We start from the raw sequence: 17,161 nt of genomic DNA, 5'->3' as shown, positions 1-17,161 counted from the left end.
CAAAAATGAAGATATGCCATGCTGGAATTCTGGTTTGACACACAAGTCCCGACATTTAAAAAATTAGTGATTTTAATTATTACTTTGGCTATTTGTATTGGGCTATATCAATACCAGCCTTTGCCCTTAGATACGATTTTAATGTTTACTGGCACGGGTGTTATCTTTTTAATCTGCCGCTATTTTAAATTACATTTTGCTCAGAAAAATCCAACTGGCCTACTTTACCGCCTGTTGACTTGGATTCCTATCGCTCTTTTATTTGCACTTATTTTTGTTAAAACAATGCCGAACTTGCTGATCTGGGGTGTGCAAGGAATCGCTTTTATGGCGCTTGCTGCTTTTATTTTTTCACCTCAATCACTTTTTAATAAATAGGCTCAATATATGCTGGCTTATTGGTACAACGCACCACGTCATAGCAAACTTATTTTCATTATTGTTGTTTGTGTTGCAGTTTATGCAACCAATCAAGTTCAGCCCTTATCCCCTATTTATACAATACTCAGCCTTATTTTCGGGTTTGGTTTACATATTGGGCATTACTTGAATACTAAACTTTCAAACAACACATCAGGCAAATCGGGCTTGAGGATTTTAATCAAAATCTATCCTATTTTGATCATTATTATTTTGATGTATTTGCTCCCTGTTCAGCATAAATGGATTCATTTCATACAAGCTTTAGGCTTTGTACTGATTGGTTTTTTTCTTGTCTCGATTTATCAAAATCGTGCTAAAAGATTTAACTAAACACATTCAGCAAAAATATCTTAGAACTAATTTTAGATTTTCATCTTGAGCTACAACAGGTATCATCTTCAGTGGTTCATGATGAAGCAGCTCTATTGAGTAATTATTTATCTTCTGAGCTATCTCCCTTCTATTTTATGGAATTAATCCGAACTCGAGAGTGTTATGCGTGCATATTTAGACCTACTACAACATATCCTTGATAATGGCGGTGACAAAGGCGACCGTACAGGCACAGGAACCCGTTCTGTATTTGGTCATCAAATGCGTTTTGATCTCTCTAAAGGTTTTCCTTTACTCACCACAAAAAAAGTTCATTTCCGCTCGATTGTGATTGAGTTACTTTGGTTTTTAAAAGGCGACACCAACGTCCAATATCTAAAAGACAATAAAGTTTCAATTTGGGACGAATGGGCAACGGCAGAACAAACTGCTCGTTTTGGCCGCCCAGAACATGAGCTTGGACCAGTCTATGGTCATCAATGGCGTAATTTCGGCGCAACCAAAAATGCAGACGGCTCTTATAACCAAGATGGTTTTGACCAGATTAAATGGTTAATTAATGAAATTAAAACCAATCCAAATTCACGCCGTTTAATTGTTTCTGGCTGGAACCCGAATGAAGCTGGACAAGTTGCTTTACCGCCTTGCCATACGCTCTTCCAATTTTTCGTACAAGATAACAAATTGTCATGTCAGCTTTATCAACGTAGTGCTGACGTCTTCTTAGGCGTACCTTTTAATATCGCGAGTTATGCTCTACTCACCCATATGATTGCTCAAGTTTGCGGTTTAGGTGTAGGTGATTTTGTCTGGACTGGTGGTGATACGCATCTTTATGCCAACCATTTTGAACAAGCTAAACTTCAATTGACACGTGAGCCTTTACCGCTATGCCAATTGAAACTAAATCCAGAAATAACCGATTTATTTGATTTCAAATTTGAAGATATAGAGATTGTAGGTTATGAATCACATCCTGCAATTAAAGCACCAGTTGCAGTATAACGACGGCTTAAATTTCATTAGATTACGGTTTTAGAGAATAAGATTATGGCATGGCAAAATGTAGAAGTTGTCCACGTTGTGGCAATGGACAAAAATCATTGTATTGGTAAAGGCAATGCGTTGCCATGGCATATTTCTGCCGATTTAAAACACTTTAAAGAAATCACACAAGGTGGCGTGGTCGTGATGGGTCGTAAAACCCTTGAGTCTATGGGCCGTGCTCTACCAAACCGTGTGAACTGGGTAATTACCCGTGACATTAACTGGCAATTTGACGGTGTTAAAGTTGCATATTCAATTGAAGATGCCTTAAATGCAGCTTTAGAAGATGTAAAGAATACCGAAAAACAAGCTTTGTTCATTATTGGTGGTGGTGAAATCTTTAAGCAAACATTGTCGATTGCAGACCGTCTTGAACTTACTCATGTTGACTTAGATGTGCAAGGTGATGCACATTATCCAACAATACCGAGTGAATTTCATAAAATTGCGAGTGAACAGCAAGTTGATGAAAAATCAGGAACTTCATTCGAGTTTGCGACTTATAAAAAATAATTTTATGGATGCCTATGCACAATATCGGAACACGTGAATTTATTATTGCTCTACTTTTTGGGCTGTTACATAGTCTATTCACGTTGTTTATTGTGTTCTCTAGTATTTGGGTATGCGTAGCGCTCTGGGTCCAACAACCTTTTGGCTGGTTAGGTAGTCGCATACTTATTGGCATCTGGATTGCTTTTGCACTCAGTATGGCTGGCTTATATGTTGAAGGTCATCTTATTAGCCGCCGTACCGATATCCTGATTTACCTTGCTGCCTTTGCTTGTTCACTAGTCTGGTATTTTTCGATTACCGCACGTCAAGATCGTGATTGGAACCCAGAAGTTGCCAATATGCTGAGTTACGAAAAGCATGGCGATGTAGTTACTTTACACAATGTTCGTAACTTCAACTGGCATCCTGACGGAACCTATGATGTCCGCTGGGAAACCCGAACTTTTGATCTAAACCAGTTGAATGGTATAAATATCATTGCCTCTTACTGGATGGGGCCACAAATTGCCCATACACTGGTAAGTTTCGAATTTGCTCACCAACAACCTTTAGTCTTTTCAATTGAAATTCGCAAAGAAAAGAGTGAAGAGTTTTCGGCAATTGGCGGATTTTTTAGGAAATATGAACTGAGCTTAATTGCTTCTGATGAAAAAGATATTGTTTACACACGCAGTAACATCCGCAAAGAGCAAGTTTATAATTTTCCTGTTAACATGCCTCGTAGTGAGCAAAAGGCTTTATTTTTAGAATATCTAAAGAAATCCGATGAACTTCGTGCAGAACCAAAGTGGTACAACACTTTAACCAGTAACTGTACAACCTTAATTTTTGATATGGTTCAAGCGATTAATCCCTATCAGCTTCCTAAAGATTATCGTCTAATCGCTTCAGGTTACTTACCTAATTATTTATATGATCTTAAAGCACTTAATCAAAATATCAGTTTAAAACAGTGGTATCAAATTGCGCATATCAATCCACGTACTGAAAATTTTGAACAACTTTCAGATCAGAGTAGTGAACACTTCTCTCAAATCGTTCGACAAGGTTTACCTAAAGCTAAATGAAATAAGTAATGCACTTTTCTTTACTCTTTTATACATGCTTTACTTTGTATTTTAAATACATAAACCCTATTGTAATAGGCAGGAAATAGAGGGAAAAACAATGCAACAAGCATTATTTGGCGGCGGCTGTTTTTGGTGCGTCGAAGCTGTATTTTTACAAATACGCGGTGTAGAAAAAGTAACGAGTGGTTATGCAGGTGGACACACGACTAACCCTACTTACGAGCAAGTATGTCAAGGAGATACCCAGCACGCTGAGGTGATCTTGGTTGATTTCGATGAAGAGCAAGTAACTTACTCCCAATTACTTGATGTGTTCTTCGCGACTCACGATCCAACGACTTTAAATCGCCAAGGTAATGATATTGGCACACAATACCGCTCTGTTATTTACTATTATAATGAAGAGCAAAAGCAGGCAGCGGAACACACGATTCAGACTCTAAAAAATGACGATCTTGATATTGTGACTGAGCTGTCTCCTGTTCCGACATTCTATCCGGCAGAAGAATACCATCAGAATTACTATGCAAAGAACCCTTCACAAGGTTATTGCAATTTTGCGATTCCACCAAAGCTGCTCAAGCTATATAGTAAATTCCAGCATCTGATGAAAGATCAATAAATCAGAGCAATAAAAAAGCAACCAACCTGGTTGCTTTTTTATTGAGTAAACTAAATTTTAGTTTTCACTGACAAAGGCAATATCGCTCAGTCCGGCTTCACTGGCGCGAGACATTACCTGAGCAACAGTATCGTACTTCGACTCTTTATCAGCACGAAGTTGAACTGTTGGCTTAACATCACCTTGACCTGCTTCTTGAAAACGTTTTTGAAGCTCATCTAGGCTAATTACTTGAGTATCCCAAGCCACTTCACCATTTGCATTGATACTAATCGTAATAGCTTTTGGTGGTGGATCAATAATTTCAGCAGTTGTTTTAGGAAGCGTTAATGGAATCGATGGGTTGGCAACTGTTGCTGTGACCAAAAAGATGATCATTAACACCAACATAATGTCGATTAGCGGAATGAGGTTCATCTCATTCATGCCACTATCGTGGTCTTCACCCAATTGAAAAGCCATTAAGCTTGACCTCCAACATAACTTTGCTGTGCAGTTTTAACATCAGACTTTACAGTTGAGTCTTGCTGCAACATCGTGTCAATTAATAAGCTGTGTGCTTGATCTTGTAAGTCATGAGCAAGACCACGGTTTGCACGTACACAAATGTTATAAGCCAATACCGCAGGAATCGCAACTGCAAGACCAAGACCCGTCATAATCAGTGCTTCACCTACTGGTGTAGCCACTTGAGCCAAACCTGCTTGTCCGCTTTTACCAACGGCAACCAGCGCATGGAAAATACCCCAAACCGTACCAAACAAACCTACGAATGGTGCAATTGAAGCAATGGTTCCTAAAACAGAAATACCTTTATCAGCATTGGCCTTTTCAGCAGAAATCTGACGAAGTAATGCCTGCTCTGCAACCGCTTTACGCTGTTCAAAACTCAAAGGTTGTAACTTTGCTTTTAGCGAAGTGATAGCCTGAGAAAGTTGAGCATAAGCTTGTTGTTTTAGCTGGCGAGTCCCCATCAAACGTAAGATGAAAACTGTCCAAGTAGCAATCGACATTGCCAATAAGATGAAATACAGGGTTTTACTCACTGCATCTGCATGTTGCCAATAGATTGAAAAGTTCATATTGAACTCCTGATTAAGGTTAGCCGTTGGGACTCAAATTCATTTAAGGGGTTAAATCAAAGGGTTGCTCTGCTTTAATTGGATAAGCAACGCCATTTTCCATATAAGGTTTAAACTTTGCACCGCGAACAGCACGGACCACTTTGTCATCTAGACTTGAAATACCACTACTTCTAGTCACTCGTACATTAATAATCTTGCCTTTCTCATCGGCTTCAATCAGTACCATGACAGAGCGCGCTTCGCCTTGTAAATCTTTTGAAGAAACTGTTAAGCGTGGTGAACGGCTCCACTGTACACCTGAACCACCAATTGAAACTCGTTTCGGTGATGGATCTGGAGCAGGTTGAGCTTTAGGCGCTTCTTGTACTACCGGCTTAGGTTTTTCAACAACTTTTTCAGTAACTGTTGTCGTCGTTGTCACCACTTTGGTTTCAACTTTAGGTTCTGTCTTTACTGTTTCTTTTGGTGTTTCAGCCTTTTTCACCTGTTGAATTTTTTCCACTTTTTTAGGCGGTGTCACAGGCTTTTCAACAACTTTAACTTCTTTTACCTCTTTCTTAGGTTCCGGCTTTTTAGGTGGTTCCTTCGGTTTAGGAGGCAGTGGTTTTGGTTGCTCTTGAATTTTTACGAAACGTACCTGTAAAGGCTTCTTCTCGATTGGCTTTAATTCAGCAGGCTTAATATGGCTGACCGCCCATAAGACCCCGATATGACCAATTGCAACCGCAATTAGTGCAGTGATGACTTTCTTTTTCATCGGATTGGGAGAGTTTAAGGCTGCGGAAGATTGACTCATAAGAATCTAATTACCTAATGGATGATGATTTCAGATCTCTATTTGTAGAAACGATTTCAAACATCGGATAGAACAATAAAGTGCCACAATAATAAATGAGAAGTGTTTTCATTTGCAACTATTTTTTGAGAAAAACATTTGCTCAAGATCCCTACTTTGTATCAGTTAAGTGTCTTTGCTTTTGTTTTCTCATAGTTACATGAACGAGTATCTCTTGTTCACAAAGTGTTTAATCTAACTTATATAGCTAGGCTAATTTCACTATAAAGAGATCAAATCCTAACATAAACTCATTCATTATTGTTACGTTATATCATTTCAATATTTTTTTTGATATAAAAAAACACGCATGAAGCGTGCTTTTTTTTAAATAAGCGTTATTTAAAAAACAACCGTCTTGTTGCCATCAACAATGATACGGTCTTCCAAATGCCATTTTACTGCACGTGCCAATACATTACGCTCTACATCTTCACCTAGCTCACGAAGTTGCTCAACATTATAGTCATGGCTTACACGCTCAACGTCTTGCTCAATAATTGGGCCTTGGTCTAGATCAGCAGTTACATAATGAGCTGTCGCACCAATCAACTTCACACCTTTTTCATAAGCTTGCTTGTATGGGTTAGCACCCACGAAAGCTGGCAAGAAAGAATGGTGAATATTGATGATTTTCATTTCCCATTTCGCAACAAAATCTTCGCTTAAAATCTGCATGTAGCGTGCAAGAACCAATAAGTCATTGCCTTGCATCATTTCATCAATTTGTGCATAAGCTTCAGCTTTATTGTCTTTTGTTACTTTAATTACAGTAAATGGAATACCGAAGTTCTCAACGGATTCACGTAAATCTTCATGGTTAGAGATCACATGCGTAATTTCACAAGGTAACGACCCACGTGCATGACGCCACAATAACTCAAGTAAAGCATGGTCGACTTTAGAAACTAAAATACCAACCTTTTTAATTTCGTTTACGAAAGCTAGACGCCATTGCATGCCATAACGCTCAGCAACGTTCGCAGCAAATGTTTGAATTAATGCATCTTTACGCGACTGTAAATGGTCAAGTTCAAATTCAACACGCATGAAATAACGTCCGCCCTGAGCTTCCGTCGCATACTGGTCAAGCGCGGTAATGTTTGCACCTTGGTGGTACAAAAAGCTCGATACAGCCTGTACGATCCCAGGCTTGTCTTCACAAGTAATCAGTAAACGGGCTGTATTGGCAGTGGTCATATTCATTTGGTTAATATCACTTAATTGAGTCAAATTTTTAATAAGCCGAGTATTCTAGCGCCCTAAATAAACAAGCACAACTATTCATCTTTTAACGACGACAAGCTGGCGAATAGATCAGAAGGCCCCAGTGACTCAAGCAACTGCTCATAAGTTGCTCGGCTTTCTCCCATCAGATAAGGACCTTCAAGGAAAACCATTTGACGTAATGCCTGCCAAACCCATTTTTCTTCTAAGTGGTTATTGTCACTAATGTGACCAGACATATATAAAAAGTTTGTCCAGTTTGTTAATACAATCCACAAGTTAATAATGAGTGCTTCAATTTCAGACGGCGTCATTTTCATAAGACCTGCATCGACAAAGGCTTGATAAATCTTTTGCCCCTGCTGCATGACCTGTCCAGCAAACCGTGGATAAATCTTTTTAAAGTCTTCGTTACTTTCAACTAAATGATACACATCGCGATGAATAAAACGGTAACTCCATAGTTGACCGCTTAACACTTGAAAATAGCTGATTTTATCATTGGTCGTTAATGGCCTGTCTTCAGGTAAAGAAAGCATGTCTAAAGTCTCAACCTGATATTGGTACATTAGTTCTTTAATGATTTCATGCTTATTCCGAAAATGATAATACAAGTTTCCCGGACTAATACCTAACTCTGCAGCAATATGATTGGTTGTAACCGACCGTTCACCTCGCTCGTTAAAAAGCTGCAAACTGATTTGTAAAATCCGGTCTTTTGTCTTCAGAGCTTTAGGTAGAGACATTTTAATAACCTTTAATAATTCACATGGTTAAGACTTAAACACATAAACCGACTTGACTATTTAGAGTATTTACTCTAAAAATTAAGTATATCAGTATATTTGGTAAGTACCGATGAACAGTCAAACAAAAACAAATCCAGAGACTCAGCTTCCTTATGATGTAAAGCATTTACATGACTTGCTTGAACAACAAAAGCTTGCTTATTTACGTCATCCGGTACCCACTGCTAAAGAGCGTATTGATCGTTTAGCTCGTCTTAAAAGAGTCTTGGTAAAATATCAAGATCAGATTGCCGAAGCAATTAACCTTGATTACGGCAATCGTGCAATTATGGAAACAAAAATTGGTGAGCTACTCACTAGTTTGGAACAAATCAAATATTACAGTAAGCATCTGACTGCGTGGATGAAACCTTCAAAACGCCATATCAGTGTATTACATCAGCCAGCAAAAGGTTGGGTACAATATCAGCCTATGGGTGTGATTGGTATTATTACACCATGGAATTACCCATTATTACTTTCAGTTGGACCTCTGATCTGTGCACTAGCTGCGGGCAACCATGCCATGATCAAAATTTCTAGTGCCTCTCCAAATTTTGGACGTGTCCTTGAAAGTGCATTAGCAGAAGCATTCCCACAAGAATTAGTTGCTGTGGTAAATGGTGGTGGCGTTATTTCAGATGCGTTTAGTCATTTGCCTTTTGACAAAATGATTTTCACAGGCTCAACTTCTGTTGGTAAAACAGTGATGGCAGCCGCAGCTCAAAATCTAGTTCCAGTTATTCTTGAGTTGGGCGGAAAATCTCCTGCCTTAGTACACGCATCAATGGACATGAAAGATGTTGCCCAGCGTATTGCTGTAGGTAAATTATGGAATGCAGGACAAACTTGTGTTGCGCCAGATCATATTTTCTTACCACGAGGCAAAACTGCTGAGTTCATCGAAAACTTTAAATTGATTGTGGCTGGAATGTATCCTCATTTCCGCAACAACCAAGACTACACCTCTATTATTAATGATAAACAGTACAACCGCATTCAGGGTTATCTTGAAAATGCCCGTGATCAAGGTGCACGTATTGTTGAAATTAATCCGCAAAATGAAATTTTAGATGATGTCCGTAAAATTGCGCCAACTTTAGTCACTGGCGTGACGACCGCAATGGATATTATGCAAAATGAAATCTTCGGGCCTATTCTGCCAATTTTAGAATATGACCAAATAGAAGAAGTCATCGAATTCATTAATAGTCGTCCACGTCCTCTAGCGATGTATTATTTTGATTATGATCAAGCGCGTGCTGACTATATTGCACAGCACACCCATTCAGGGCATTTCGGAATTAACATGGTGATTACCCATGTTGCACAAGATGATTTACCGTTTGGCGGAATTGGTGCATCAGGTATGGGTAAATATCACGGACCAGAGGGCTTTTTTAGCCTTTCTCATGAGCGTTCGGTGATGTCAAATCCAAAACTTTATAGCCTTAAATACATTCTTCCACCGTTCAATAAGCCGATTCATCGTTTCATTTCGAAAACCTTGTTGCGCTAACTGATCAAGGCATGATCTGTTATACTAAATCATGCCTCGTTTTTACCAATTTCGCTTGTCTTTTAATCGTATTTTTGGTATAAAACGCCCCTTGAATGAATTCATCCGTTTACATTTAGTATGACTGGCCACAGATTTGCTGTTGGCTGAATCAATGGAGTTACACCATGTCTAAGGTTTGCCAAGTTACCGGCAAGCGTCCAGTCGTTGGTAACAACGTCTCACACGCCAACAACAAAACCAAGCGCCGGTTCGAGCCGAACCTGCACCACCACCGTTTCTGGTTAGAAAGCGAAAAACGTTTTGTACGTCTTCGTTTAACCACTAAAGGTATGCGTATTATTGACAAATTGGGTATCGAAAAGGTTGTTGCAGACCTTCGTGCTCAAGGTCAAAAGATCTAAGGAGTCTGAGCAATGCGTGATAAGATTCGCCTCGTTTCTTCAGCTGGTACAGGTTACTTCTATACCACGACTAAAAACAAACGTACTATGCCGGAAAAAATGGAAATCAAAAAATTTGATCCAAAAATCCGTCAACACGTGATTTTCAAAGAAGCTAAAATCAAATAATTTTAGCCTCGAAAAAAACGACTTCTTTATGAAGTCGTTTTTTTTTGCATTTTTTTTATACCCACCTTTTTGTTAAACTTTCTCTACATTCCGCCTTGGCATTTTTTATGCTTGTTTTTAGCCTAACTCACGTAAAAGGAGTTTTTAGTGCCGCATGACGTAGATTTAATTATTTTACTTGCTGTTGGTTTCGGCGTTGCCCTCATTTTTGGCTATATTGCAGCCCGATTACGACTCCCCCCTCTAATCGGCTATTTAATTGCCGGAATTATTATTAGCCCAAATACACCGGGTATAGAAGCAGATATCCATCTTGCCAACCAGCTTGCAGAACTCGGGGTCATGTTCCTGATGTTTGGTGTAGGGATGCACTTTTCATTAAAAGACTTATTACTAGTTCGTCGTATTGCCTTACCTGGCGCAATTTTACAGATCGCTGTTGCAACTTTACTTGGTATTGGCGTTTCAATGCTATGGGGATGGAGTTTCGGGTCTGCACTCGTTTTTGGCTTAAGTCTATCGTGTGCGAGCACGGTTGTATTATTAAAAGCATTAGGAGACCGAGGTCTTTTAGACTCAGTTAACGGCAAAATTGCTGTGGGTTGGCTGTTAGTCGAAGACTTAGTGATGGTACTGGTTTTAGTACTTCTTCCGGCTACAGCTGTTTTACTCGGTGGAAAAGCACCAGCAGGTGCAGACGGAAATATCTGGTTAACCCTTGGAATAACTTTATTAAAAGTGATTGGCTTTATTGCCTTTATGCTCATTGTAGGTAAGCGTGTTGTACCTATTATTATGCAATTCGTTGCTCGGTTAGGGTCAAGAGAGCTATTTACACTGACCGTCGTCGCTGCTGCTGTTTCGATTGCTTACGGCTCTTATGCCATCTTTGGGGTTTCAATGGCTTTAGGGGCATTCTTTGCAGGCATGGTCGTTAAAGAATCAGACTTTAGCCATCGTGCAGAAGAAGAGACTCTCCCACTACGTGAAATTTTCTCGATTTTATTTTTCGTTTCTGTGGGTATGCTGTTTGATCCACATATTCTTGTGGAGAGTCCGCTCCATATTTTAGCTGTTATCGCAATTATTATGGTGGGTAAGACACTTGCTGCAATGGCATTGGTTTTATTCTTCCGCTATCCAATCAATACAGCTTTAACAGTCGGAGCAAGCCTTGCACAGATTGGTGAATTTTCATTTATTTTGGCGACACTTGGTGTTTCTTTAGGCCTATTAAGCTTAGAAGCTCAAAATCTGATTTTAGCGGGCGCTTTATTTTCAATTACGCTTAACTCTTTCATCTTCTCAGCGATTGAACCTGTACAACGTTGGATTCGTGAACGTTCTCACTTAGCCCGACTGCTTGAACGTAGTGGTGACCCATTAGCAATGTTACCCGATGAAGTTGATCAAGCTTACTTACGTGATCAGGTCGTGATTGTGGGATATGGTGGTGTAGGACGACGCATTACTGAAAATTTAATTAATGAGAATATTAAAGTCGTTATTGCAGAAGAGAATCGTGAAATCGTAGAAAAACTACGTAATGCAAATATTGCTGCTGTGAGTGGTGTTGCTACTGAACCGAGTGTTTTAATTCAAGCACATATCATGCATGCACGACTCTTAGTAATCTCACCTATGGATATTTTAGATATTCACCGTATTGTGGCGATTGCCAAGCAATTAAATCCTCAAATTCAGGTATTAATTTGCGCGGAAAGCAAAGAAGAAGCAGCGGTTATCCGTGACGAAAATATTGGAGAGGTGTTCTATGCAAAAGAAGAAATGGCAAAGAATATGAGCCACCACATCTTAAATCAGATCGAGCTTGCTCATCAGTCAACAGTTCATTAACTCCATATAAAAAGCGTACTCAAGAGTACGCTTTTTTTAACTCAAGAATTTAGGCTGTTCGTCTAATACCTCAGCCTGCCACTCGTTTACCTGCTTTTCCAGCAGTCCAAACAATGCAGCCTGAATCATATGCTGAGCAACAACTGGAGTCTGCTCACCCAAGATTGCTTTGACTTCATCGCTAAATTGAATTTTAACCAAGGGTTCATTCTCAGAACCTGCATTACGCAAGGCGAGTTCACCACCTTCGAGTTGAACTAATTCCAACACTGCTTCTTGATTTCCAAATAACTCTTTCAATTGCTGTATAGACATATACTTCCTCCATGTTTCAACATGGTGGCAAAGCACCCTTGCACTTTGCATCTCTTGTCTTATTTATATAGGCACACCTAGTCTAAATTTCAAGCATCTAGGCAGTTTAATTTTAGAACTCGACCATTTCGTTACGAAAACCATCAATTAAATGACTTAATTCTCGGTGCCATTCACGCAAGATTTTAACATCTGGCAACCAAGACTGAGGCCCTTGTGTCACTTTAATAATGAGGTTAGAAGAAGTCTCTTCTTCCGGAGTCGGTTCTTTTGGTTCTGGGGCGTATTGGCACATACGATAAGCTCGTTTTAACTCTGCAACAAAACCATCTTTTGCCAATTGCTGCAAAACGGATACTTCAGGAGAAACCTGTCCTTTTGCCGCCATATGTTCCTCTATAGATTTTAAGGTGGGTTGCAAATCATTTAAACGGTAATAACGTACTAATTCTTGTAAGAACGCTAACATTGCGCCATGTAAATGAAATACAGCTGCTTCACGGTAAGCTTGTACCTGCTGCACATGATCGGTCTGCTCTGCCTGTTGACACGCTAAGCGTGCAAAATAGAGCTTCTGATTGGTACGATCGGCATGATAACGAGCAACACGTGACATAACTAAACTTTCCTGTTCTAAAATCGCCATTGCAACAGCTATTCTTAGCTTAACGACTCCATTGATAAAATCAACGTTATTTATGGTAAATCCAGCTCAACTTGATAAATTTTACGTTTAGCTAAAATTTTCACTGGCTGTTTTATAGGACGGACATTACTTAAGACCCAAGCAAAATAGCCTTCACTCCAAGCAGATGCACAGGCTAAATTGACCTCGTCATTTCGCCAAGCGTGAATAGAGTCAACATCAACTAAAGCGACAGCAACTCCTTCCTCTTCATCAGTATCTTTAATCAGAAAGTTCTGGTTTTCGACAATTAATAGATCTTTCACTGGTAACTGCGTAGGCACCCATGAACGCACTTCAAGTGTTTTGATACCTTCAGCAATACGAATACCATTGGGCGTTACAATCGAGAGAGCTAAAAATTGTCTTTTCATCAGGAAAACTTATTCTTCGGCTGCTTTAACTCGAATTCCATAGCCTTTAACTTTAAGCGTATTTAAACCTTTAATTGCCTTAATCGCTTCACGTGGATTCGGCATTTCAACAAAACCAAAGCCTTTCGATTTACCTGTGTCTTTATCAGTCACAAGAACACATGTATCAACTTTACCATATGCCTTAAACAACTCTAAAACTTCAGCTTCACTTACAGCACGATCTAAATTACGAACTAATATTTTCATTTTCTAACCTTAATTGGCAATAAAAGGGAGGGCCAATATACATTTAAGTAATCACAGCGTCTTATACAGTAGTTTAGTCCAGATCGATACCAAAACCTAAATTTACTGCAGGAGATCTGTTCCATTGTTTTTTAGTAAATTGCTGAGGTACTTGCCTATGAATTTTTGCTTGAACCAAGTGTGCAGGCAGATCATTTAAGAAATAACTCTCAACTTTACGACCTTGCTCATCATAAGTGTCTTGCGACCACGTATTAAGATTTTGCTTCGTCAAAATTAATTCATTTTCAGCACGCGTTAAGGCAACATATAGCACACGGCGTTCTTCCTCAACATCATCAAAATCACCCTGAGCCCTTGCATAAGGATATTGATTTGGCGATACGTGAGGTACATAACAAACTTTCTGTTCGGCACCCTTAGCTGAATGAATCGTAATTAAAGTTACCAAATCTTGATCAGCAGCTTTTTCAATTTCAGAAACTGAAATCGGCTCAAGTACATATTCCTCAAGGAATTCACCTAACGACGCATGCTTTCGTGCAAGTTGCTTAACCAAATCAAAGTCTTTTAAACGACGTGACCAATCTTTAGTTTTATAATTCTGCTCTAGCTGTTCACCTAAAGCATCAAGAGCCAAGCCAATACTTGCCTCAACATGCTGCTGTAATACATCTAGCTGTTTTAAAATTAAAATCGCTTGTAGTGGTACCTTGCCATGGCGTTCAAGTCGCTGACAGCGCTCCTCGACATCAACAATTCCCATCAGTTCTTGGGCTAACTTACTCGCTCCAACATCGCCAATCCCATCCCATAAGGTTAAAAAGCGCATCCAAGCCAAATCATCGTGAGGGTTACTCACAATACGTAAGAGACTGAGCACATCCTTTACATGGGCCGACTCAAGAAGCTTTACCCCGCCAATAAAACGATAAGGTATTTCAGCAGCAATAAAAGCCCCTTCTAGATATCGGGCACTATAGCCAGAACGGACTAACACCATGTGGTCATGCCAGTTTGCACCTTGCTGATGGCGTGTTATTAAATCTTGTGCAATCCAGTTTGCTTCTTCAAACTCATTACCAAACAAATGTAGCTGTGGCTTTTGCCCTTGGCCACGATGCGCTTGTAGCTGTTTTTGATAATCGATTGGGCTATGTGCCAACAACCAATTTGATAAATCTAGAATTTCTTGGGTCGAGCGATAATTTAAAGCCAGTGTAAGTACTTCTGCATCGGGTATTCGTTCTTTAAAAGAATGAATATTTTCAAAGTCTGCACCACGAAAGCCATAAATGGACTGCGCATCATCACCCACACAAAATAACTTCACTTTACCAATTAAGGGCTGTAACAAAGCCCATTGCAAAGGGTTTGTATCTTGCATTTCATCAACTAGCAATGCCTGACAAAAGCCCGCTACCCAATTGATCAACGCTTCTGAGTTTTGTAAATGAACAGCCACAATCGACAAGATATCGTCGTAATCTAAAAAATTACGCTCTCTTTTACGTTGCTCATAAGTTTTCATCAACTCAGCAATTTGTGCCTTGTGCTCATAGGCTTCTGGAAGTTGCTTAAGCAGTGCTTCAGAAAGCTTGGTTTGAGTATTTCTTGCATAGGAATATAAATCACACAGCTCTGCCGCTTTAGGTAAAACATTATCTTTGTCTTTACCTCTTAATAAACGGAACATCAGTAACTGATCATCGCGATCAATAATACTAAATTGATTTAAGCCAAAAGCTTGTGGATTACGGCGCAGTAAATACATACAAAAAGTATGAAAAGTCGAAGCTCTTAGGCCCTTTGCCTGTGCTCCTACATGCTGCTCTACTCTTGCAACAATCTCACTCGCAGCACGTCGAGTAAAAGTTAAAATCTGGATTTGATTCGCTGGTAAGCCTTGATCAATTAAATAGGCGGCACGTGCAACAATTGTCTTTGTCTTGCCACAACCAGCACCCGCCAAAACTAAACAGTTCTGCGCAGATGTCGTGGCTGCTTTTTTTTGCTGAGCATTTAGTTCATTAATTAATTTTGCAAGACTCATAACACATATCGCTAAAACACCAAGACATAGTTTAACAGACCCAACCATAGATGCGTCTGCTCGCCCTAAAAACAAAAAGAGCACCTAAAGTGCTCTTTGATTCAATTTTCTTATTTAAGATATTGTTTTTGAACTAGATGGTAGATGCTTAATCGCAGAAGCCAAACCTAGAAAATTAATTCCTTGAAATAGGATATCAATAGCAAGGAACATTCCTAGCACCCAAAAAGGTGAATCTTTAGAAACCAAAATTAAAATACCTGTAGCGAGTGTTAATAATCCGGAGAATAAAGTCCAGCCCCAGCCCGTAATTGGCTTAAGTAAAATTGCGTTTATTGTACGTATAGTCCCAGCGATGATAAGTGCAATCGATAGTAAGCTTGTTAAAACTACCGCTGTTTTTACAGGAGTAGAAAAAGCGTAATAACCCGCTATTAAATAAAGTACACCAAACAGCGCCCATAACCATCGGCTTGCGCCTTTAAAAACACTAATAGCCGCAACAAGATGTAAAACACCTCCGACCATCATGAGTATTCCAAACAAAAAAACGACAGAAAAGGTCGCAAATGGTAATGAACTAAACAAAATCAGACCGAAGCCAATAAGCACAAAGCCTAATATCAAATACCACTTACGATCAGCATGTAACTGATTGCGCACCAAATCATTACCGACAGTTTTCATCATGGCCACTCTTATTATCAGGTATTAGAATTTCATCTATCTAATAATAGTGATCCACTTCACATTTTTTGTCTGTATAAAATCTGCATCGTTTCTTATCAATTAATGTGGATAAAGCAGTATTTATCCACAATTTTATTTCACCCAACCAATTTCTTGAGCTGTAGGTAAACCTATTATTGTTTCATGTAAACCATTCGGCATTTTACTGCTCTGCTCAGATAATGGTGTTCGACCACCCATGATTTCAGCCGCTGTTTGCGGATATAAAGGCACTTTTTCAGGGTACGCATAACCTAGAGGATAAAGCGGTTGACCAGTTTTTAAATCATATTTGTCTTGTGCCCCAAAGCCATGTAATAGCTCATGAACAATCACGATCTGATTTTGGGAAGCTTGTGTATTGGTCGCAAATAAATTCACACTACCAATACGACCTTTTTCCAAAGCAGTCGAATGGATCAAAACTTTTTGATAATGGGGATCGTAATAATTTAAATAAAGTTTAAGTGATGCCCCATTGTCTTCAGGTTGTTGATAACGCCATGCATAAAAACGGAACTTTAAACTCCACCACATCACATGAAAGATATTGGCATTTTGAGGAACCTCAGGAGGTCGTTGCTGTAATGGCTGACCTAAACGAATTACAAAGTTTCCTGATTGACCACGATAATGCTGCGACCATTCTCCTAAATAATTTCTTATTCTCTCAAAATCAATGTATTGCAACTGATGAATATAGCTCTGTGTTGTCTGTAAACCATCTGCATTAATAGGATGTAAAACGACAACAATAGGTTGATTCCAGTCTTGGTTTTGATCTCGCCATGCCTGAACAGCAACAATCAATAAAATAATTAACAAATATAAAACTCGAATGTTTTTCCACATTCTTTTTCCC

21 protein-coding genes and 1 pseudogene are annotated in these 17,161 nt (G+C 39.2%); 10 read left to right on the top strand and 12 right to left on the bottom strand.

Translation table 11 applies throughout. The features are described 5' to 3' along the window. Positions 1-18 precede the first annotated feature (18 nt). From ACXM0J_RS09125 to msrA, 6 genes and pseudogenes are all read left to right on the top strand, one after another. Entirely contained in the window at positions 19-378 is a 360-nt protein-coding gene (locus tag ACXM0J_RS09125) for a hypothetical protein (RefSeq protein WP_033849483.1), read from the top strand. A gap of 9 nt (positions 379-387) precedes the next feature. Continuing rightward, positions 388-775 (top strand): annotated as a pseudogene (locus tag ACXM0J_RS09120) (hypothetical protein); the annotation flags it as partial. A gap of 143 nt (positions 776-918) precedes the next feature. Beyond that, on the top strand, positions 919-1,761 hold the full coding sequence (gene thyA, locus ACXM0J_RS09115; RefSeq protein ID WP_017482022.1) for a thymidylate synthase: 843 nt from the start codon (positions 919-921) through the stop codon (positions 1,759-1,761). A 45-nt stretch (positions 1,762-1,806) separates the two neighbouring features. Beyond that, positions 1,807-2,316, top strand: coding sequence for a dihydrofolate reductase (locus tag ACXM0J_RS09110; RefSeq protein WP_032035374.1), 510 nt, complete (start codon positions 1,807-1,809; stop codon positions 2,314-2,316). Between the two features lie 14 nt (positions 2,317-2,330). Next, positions 2,331-3,386 carry an Lnb N-terminal periplasmic domain-containing protein gene (locus ACXM0J_RS09105; protein WP_057085660.1) on the top strand — a complete coding sequence of 352 codons (1,056 nt, stop codon included), beginning with the start codon at positions 2,331-2,333 and terminating at the stop codon, positions 3,384-3,386. A gap of 100 nt (positions 3,387-3,486) precedes the next feature. Beyond that, a complete protein-coding gene (msrA, locus tag ACXM0J_RS09100; RefSeq protein WP_004794799.1) occupies positions 3,487-4,011 on the top strand; it encodes a peptide-methionine (S)-S-oxide reductase MsrA in 525 nt (174 codons plus the stop codon). A 57-nt stretch (positions 4,012-4,068) separates the two neighbouring features. On the opposite strand, the gene ACXM0J_RS09095 is transcribed toward msrA, so the two are convergent. From ACXM0J_RS09095 to ACXM0J_RS09075, 5 genes are all read right to left on the bottom strand, one after another. After that, positions 4,069-4,473: an ExbD/TolR family protein gene (locus ACXM0J_RS09095; protein ID WP_000885432.1), complete on the bottom strand. Its 405-nt coding sequence runs from the start codon at positions 4,471-4,473 to the stop codon at positions 4,069-4,071. Beyond that, positions 4,473-5,093, bottom strand: a complete 621-nt coding sequence (locus ACXM0J_RS09090) for a MotA/TolQ/ExbB proton channel family protein (protein ID WP_001011664.1) — start codon at positions 5,091-5,093, stop codon at positions 4,473-4,475. Before ACXM0J_RS09090 ends, ACXM0J_RS09095 begins: the two co-directional genes overlap by 1 nt. Before the next feature lie 43 nt (positions 5,094-5,136). Continuing rightward, positions 5,137-5,892: an energy transducer TonB gene (locus tag ACXM0J_RS09085; protein ID WP_016144264.1), complete on the bottom strand. Its 756-nt coding sequence runs from the start codon at positions 5,890-5,892 to the stop codon at positions 5,137-5,139. 381 nt (positions 5,893-6,273) lie between these two features. Continuing rightward, positions 6,274-7,137, bottom strand: coding sequence for a formyltetrahydrofolate deformylase (purU, locus tag ACXM0J_RS09080; RefSeq protein WP_005066088.1), 864 nt, complete (start codon positions 7,135-7,137; stop codon positions 6,274-6,276). A 74-nt stretch (positions 7,138-7,211) separates the two neighbouring features. Then, complete coding sequence (locus ACXM0J_RS09075; protein ID WP_086265051.1) at positions 7,212-7,904, bottom strand: TetR/AcrR family transcriptional regulator; 693 nt, start codon at positions 7,902-7,904, stop codon at positions 7,212-7,214. 112 nt (positions 7,905-8,016) lie between these two features. Here ACXM0J_RS09075 and ACXM0J_RS09070 point away from each other — a divergent pair, with 112 nt between their 5' ends. The 4 genes from ACXM0J_RS09070 to ACXM0J_RS09055 all read left to right on the top strand — a co-directional run bounded on the left by ACXM0J_RS09070 (position 8,017) and on the right by ACXM0J_RS09055 (position 11,894). Continuing rightward, positions 8,017-9,465: a coniferyl aldehyde dehydrogenase gene (locus tag ACXM0J_RS09070; RefSeq protein ID WP_086265052.1), complete on the top strand. Its 1,449-nt coding sequence runs from the start codon at positions 8,017-8,019 to the stop codon at positions 9,463-9,465. A gap of 167 nt (positions 9,466-9,632) precedes the next feature. Continuing rightward, complete coding sequence (rpmB, locus tag ACXM0J_RS09065) at positions 9,633-9,869, top strand: 50S ribosomal protein L28 (protein WP_000048256.1); 237 nt, start codon at positions 9,633-9,635, stop codon at positions 9,867-9,869. A gap of 12 nt (positions 9,870-9,881) precedes the next feature. Next, on the top strand, positions 9,882-10,037 hold the full coding sequence (gene rpmG, locus ACXM0J_RS09060) for a 50S ribosomal protein L33 (RefSeq protein WP_001205031.1): 156 nt from the start codon (positions 9,882-9,884) through the stop codon (positions 10,035-10,037). A gap of 147 nt (positions 10,038-10,184) precedes the next feature. Then, entirely contained in the window at positions 10,185-11,894 is a 1,710-nt protein-coding gene (locus ACXM0J_RS09055; protein ID WP_005079171.1) for a cation:proton antiporter, read from the top strand. A gap of 36 nt (positions 11,895-11,930) precedes the next feature. On the opposite strand, the gene ACXM0J_RS09050 is transcribed toward ACXM0J_RS09055, so the two are convergent. The 7 genes from ACXM0J_RS09050 to ACXM0J_RS09020 form a co-directional block, all read right to left on the bottom strand. Further along, entirely contained in the window at positions 11,931-12,209 is a 279-nt protein-coding gene (locus ACXM0J_RS09050) for a hypothetical protein (RefSeq protein WP_002114792.1), read from the bottom strand. A 112-nt stretch (positions 12,210-12,321) separates the two neighbouring features. Further along, positions 12,322-12,825: a DUF6586 family protein gene (locus tag ACXM0J_RS09045; protein WP_005066079.1), complete on the bottom strand. Its 504-nt coding sequence runs from the start codon at positions 12,823-12,825 to the stop codon at positions 12,322-12,324. 80 nt (positions 12,826-12,905) lie between these two features. Next, on the bottom strand, positions 12,906-13,268 hold the full coding sequence (locus ACXM0J_RS09040) for an ASCH domain-containing protein (protein ID WP_086265053.1): 363 nt from the start codon (positions 13,266-13,268) through the stop codon (positions 12,906-12,908). 9 nt (positions 13,269-13,277) lie between these two features. Next, positions 13,278-13,517, bottom strand: a complete 240-nt coding sequence (locus ACXM0J_RS09035) for an RNA recognition motif domain-containing protein (protein ID WP_002115113.1) — start codon at positions 13,515-13,517, stop codon at positions 13,278-13,280. A gap of 73 nt (positions 13,518-13,590) precedes the next feature. Further along, the gene (locus ACXM0J_RS09030) at positions 13,591-15,570 is read right to left on the bottom strand and encodes an ATP-dependent helicase (RefSeq protein ID WP_057085663.1); all 1,980 of its coding nucleotides are present in this window, start codon (positions 15,568-15,570) and stop codon (positions 13,591-13,593) included. A gap of 114 nt (positions 15,571-15,684) precedes the next feature. Next, entirely contained in the window at positions 15,685-16,266 is a 582-nt protein-coding gene (locus tag ACXM0J_RS09025) for an HdeD family acid-resistance protein (protein WP_080632757.1), read from the bottom strand. A 126-nt stretch (positions 16,267-16,392) separates the two neighbouring features. Then, the gene (locus tag ACXM0J_RS09020; RefSeq protein WP_086265054.1) at positions 16,393-17,151 is read right to left on the bottom strand and encodes a hypothetical protein; all 759 of its coding nucleotides are present in this window, start codon (positions 17,149-17,151) and stop codon (positions 16,393-16,395) included. Positions 17,152-17,161: the final 10 nt, after the last annotated feature.

It is taken from the genome of Acinetobacter sp. GRABPA_MV_2 (genome assembly GCF_056725885.1).
The sequence above is the reverse complement of the archived record's forward strand: the minus strand, read 5'-3'. Positions and strand labels throughout refer to the sequence as shown.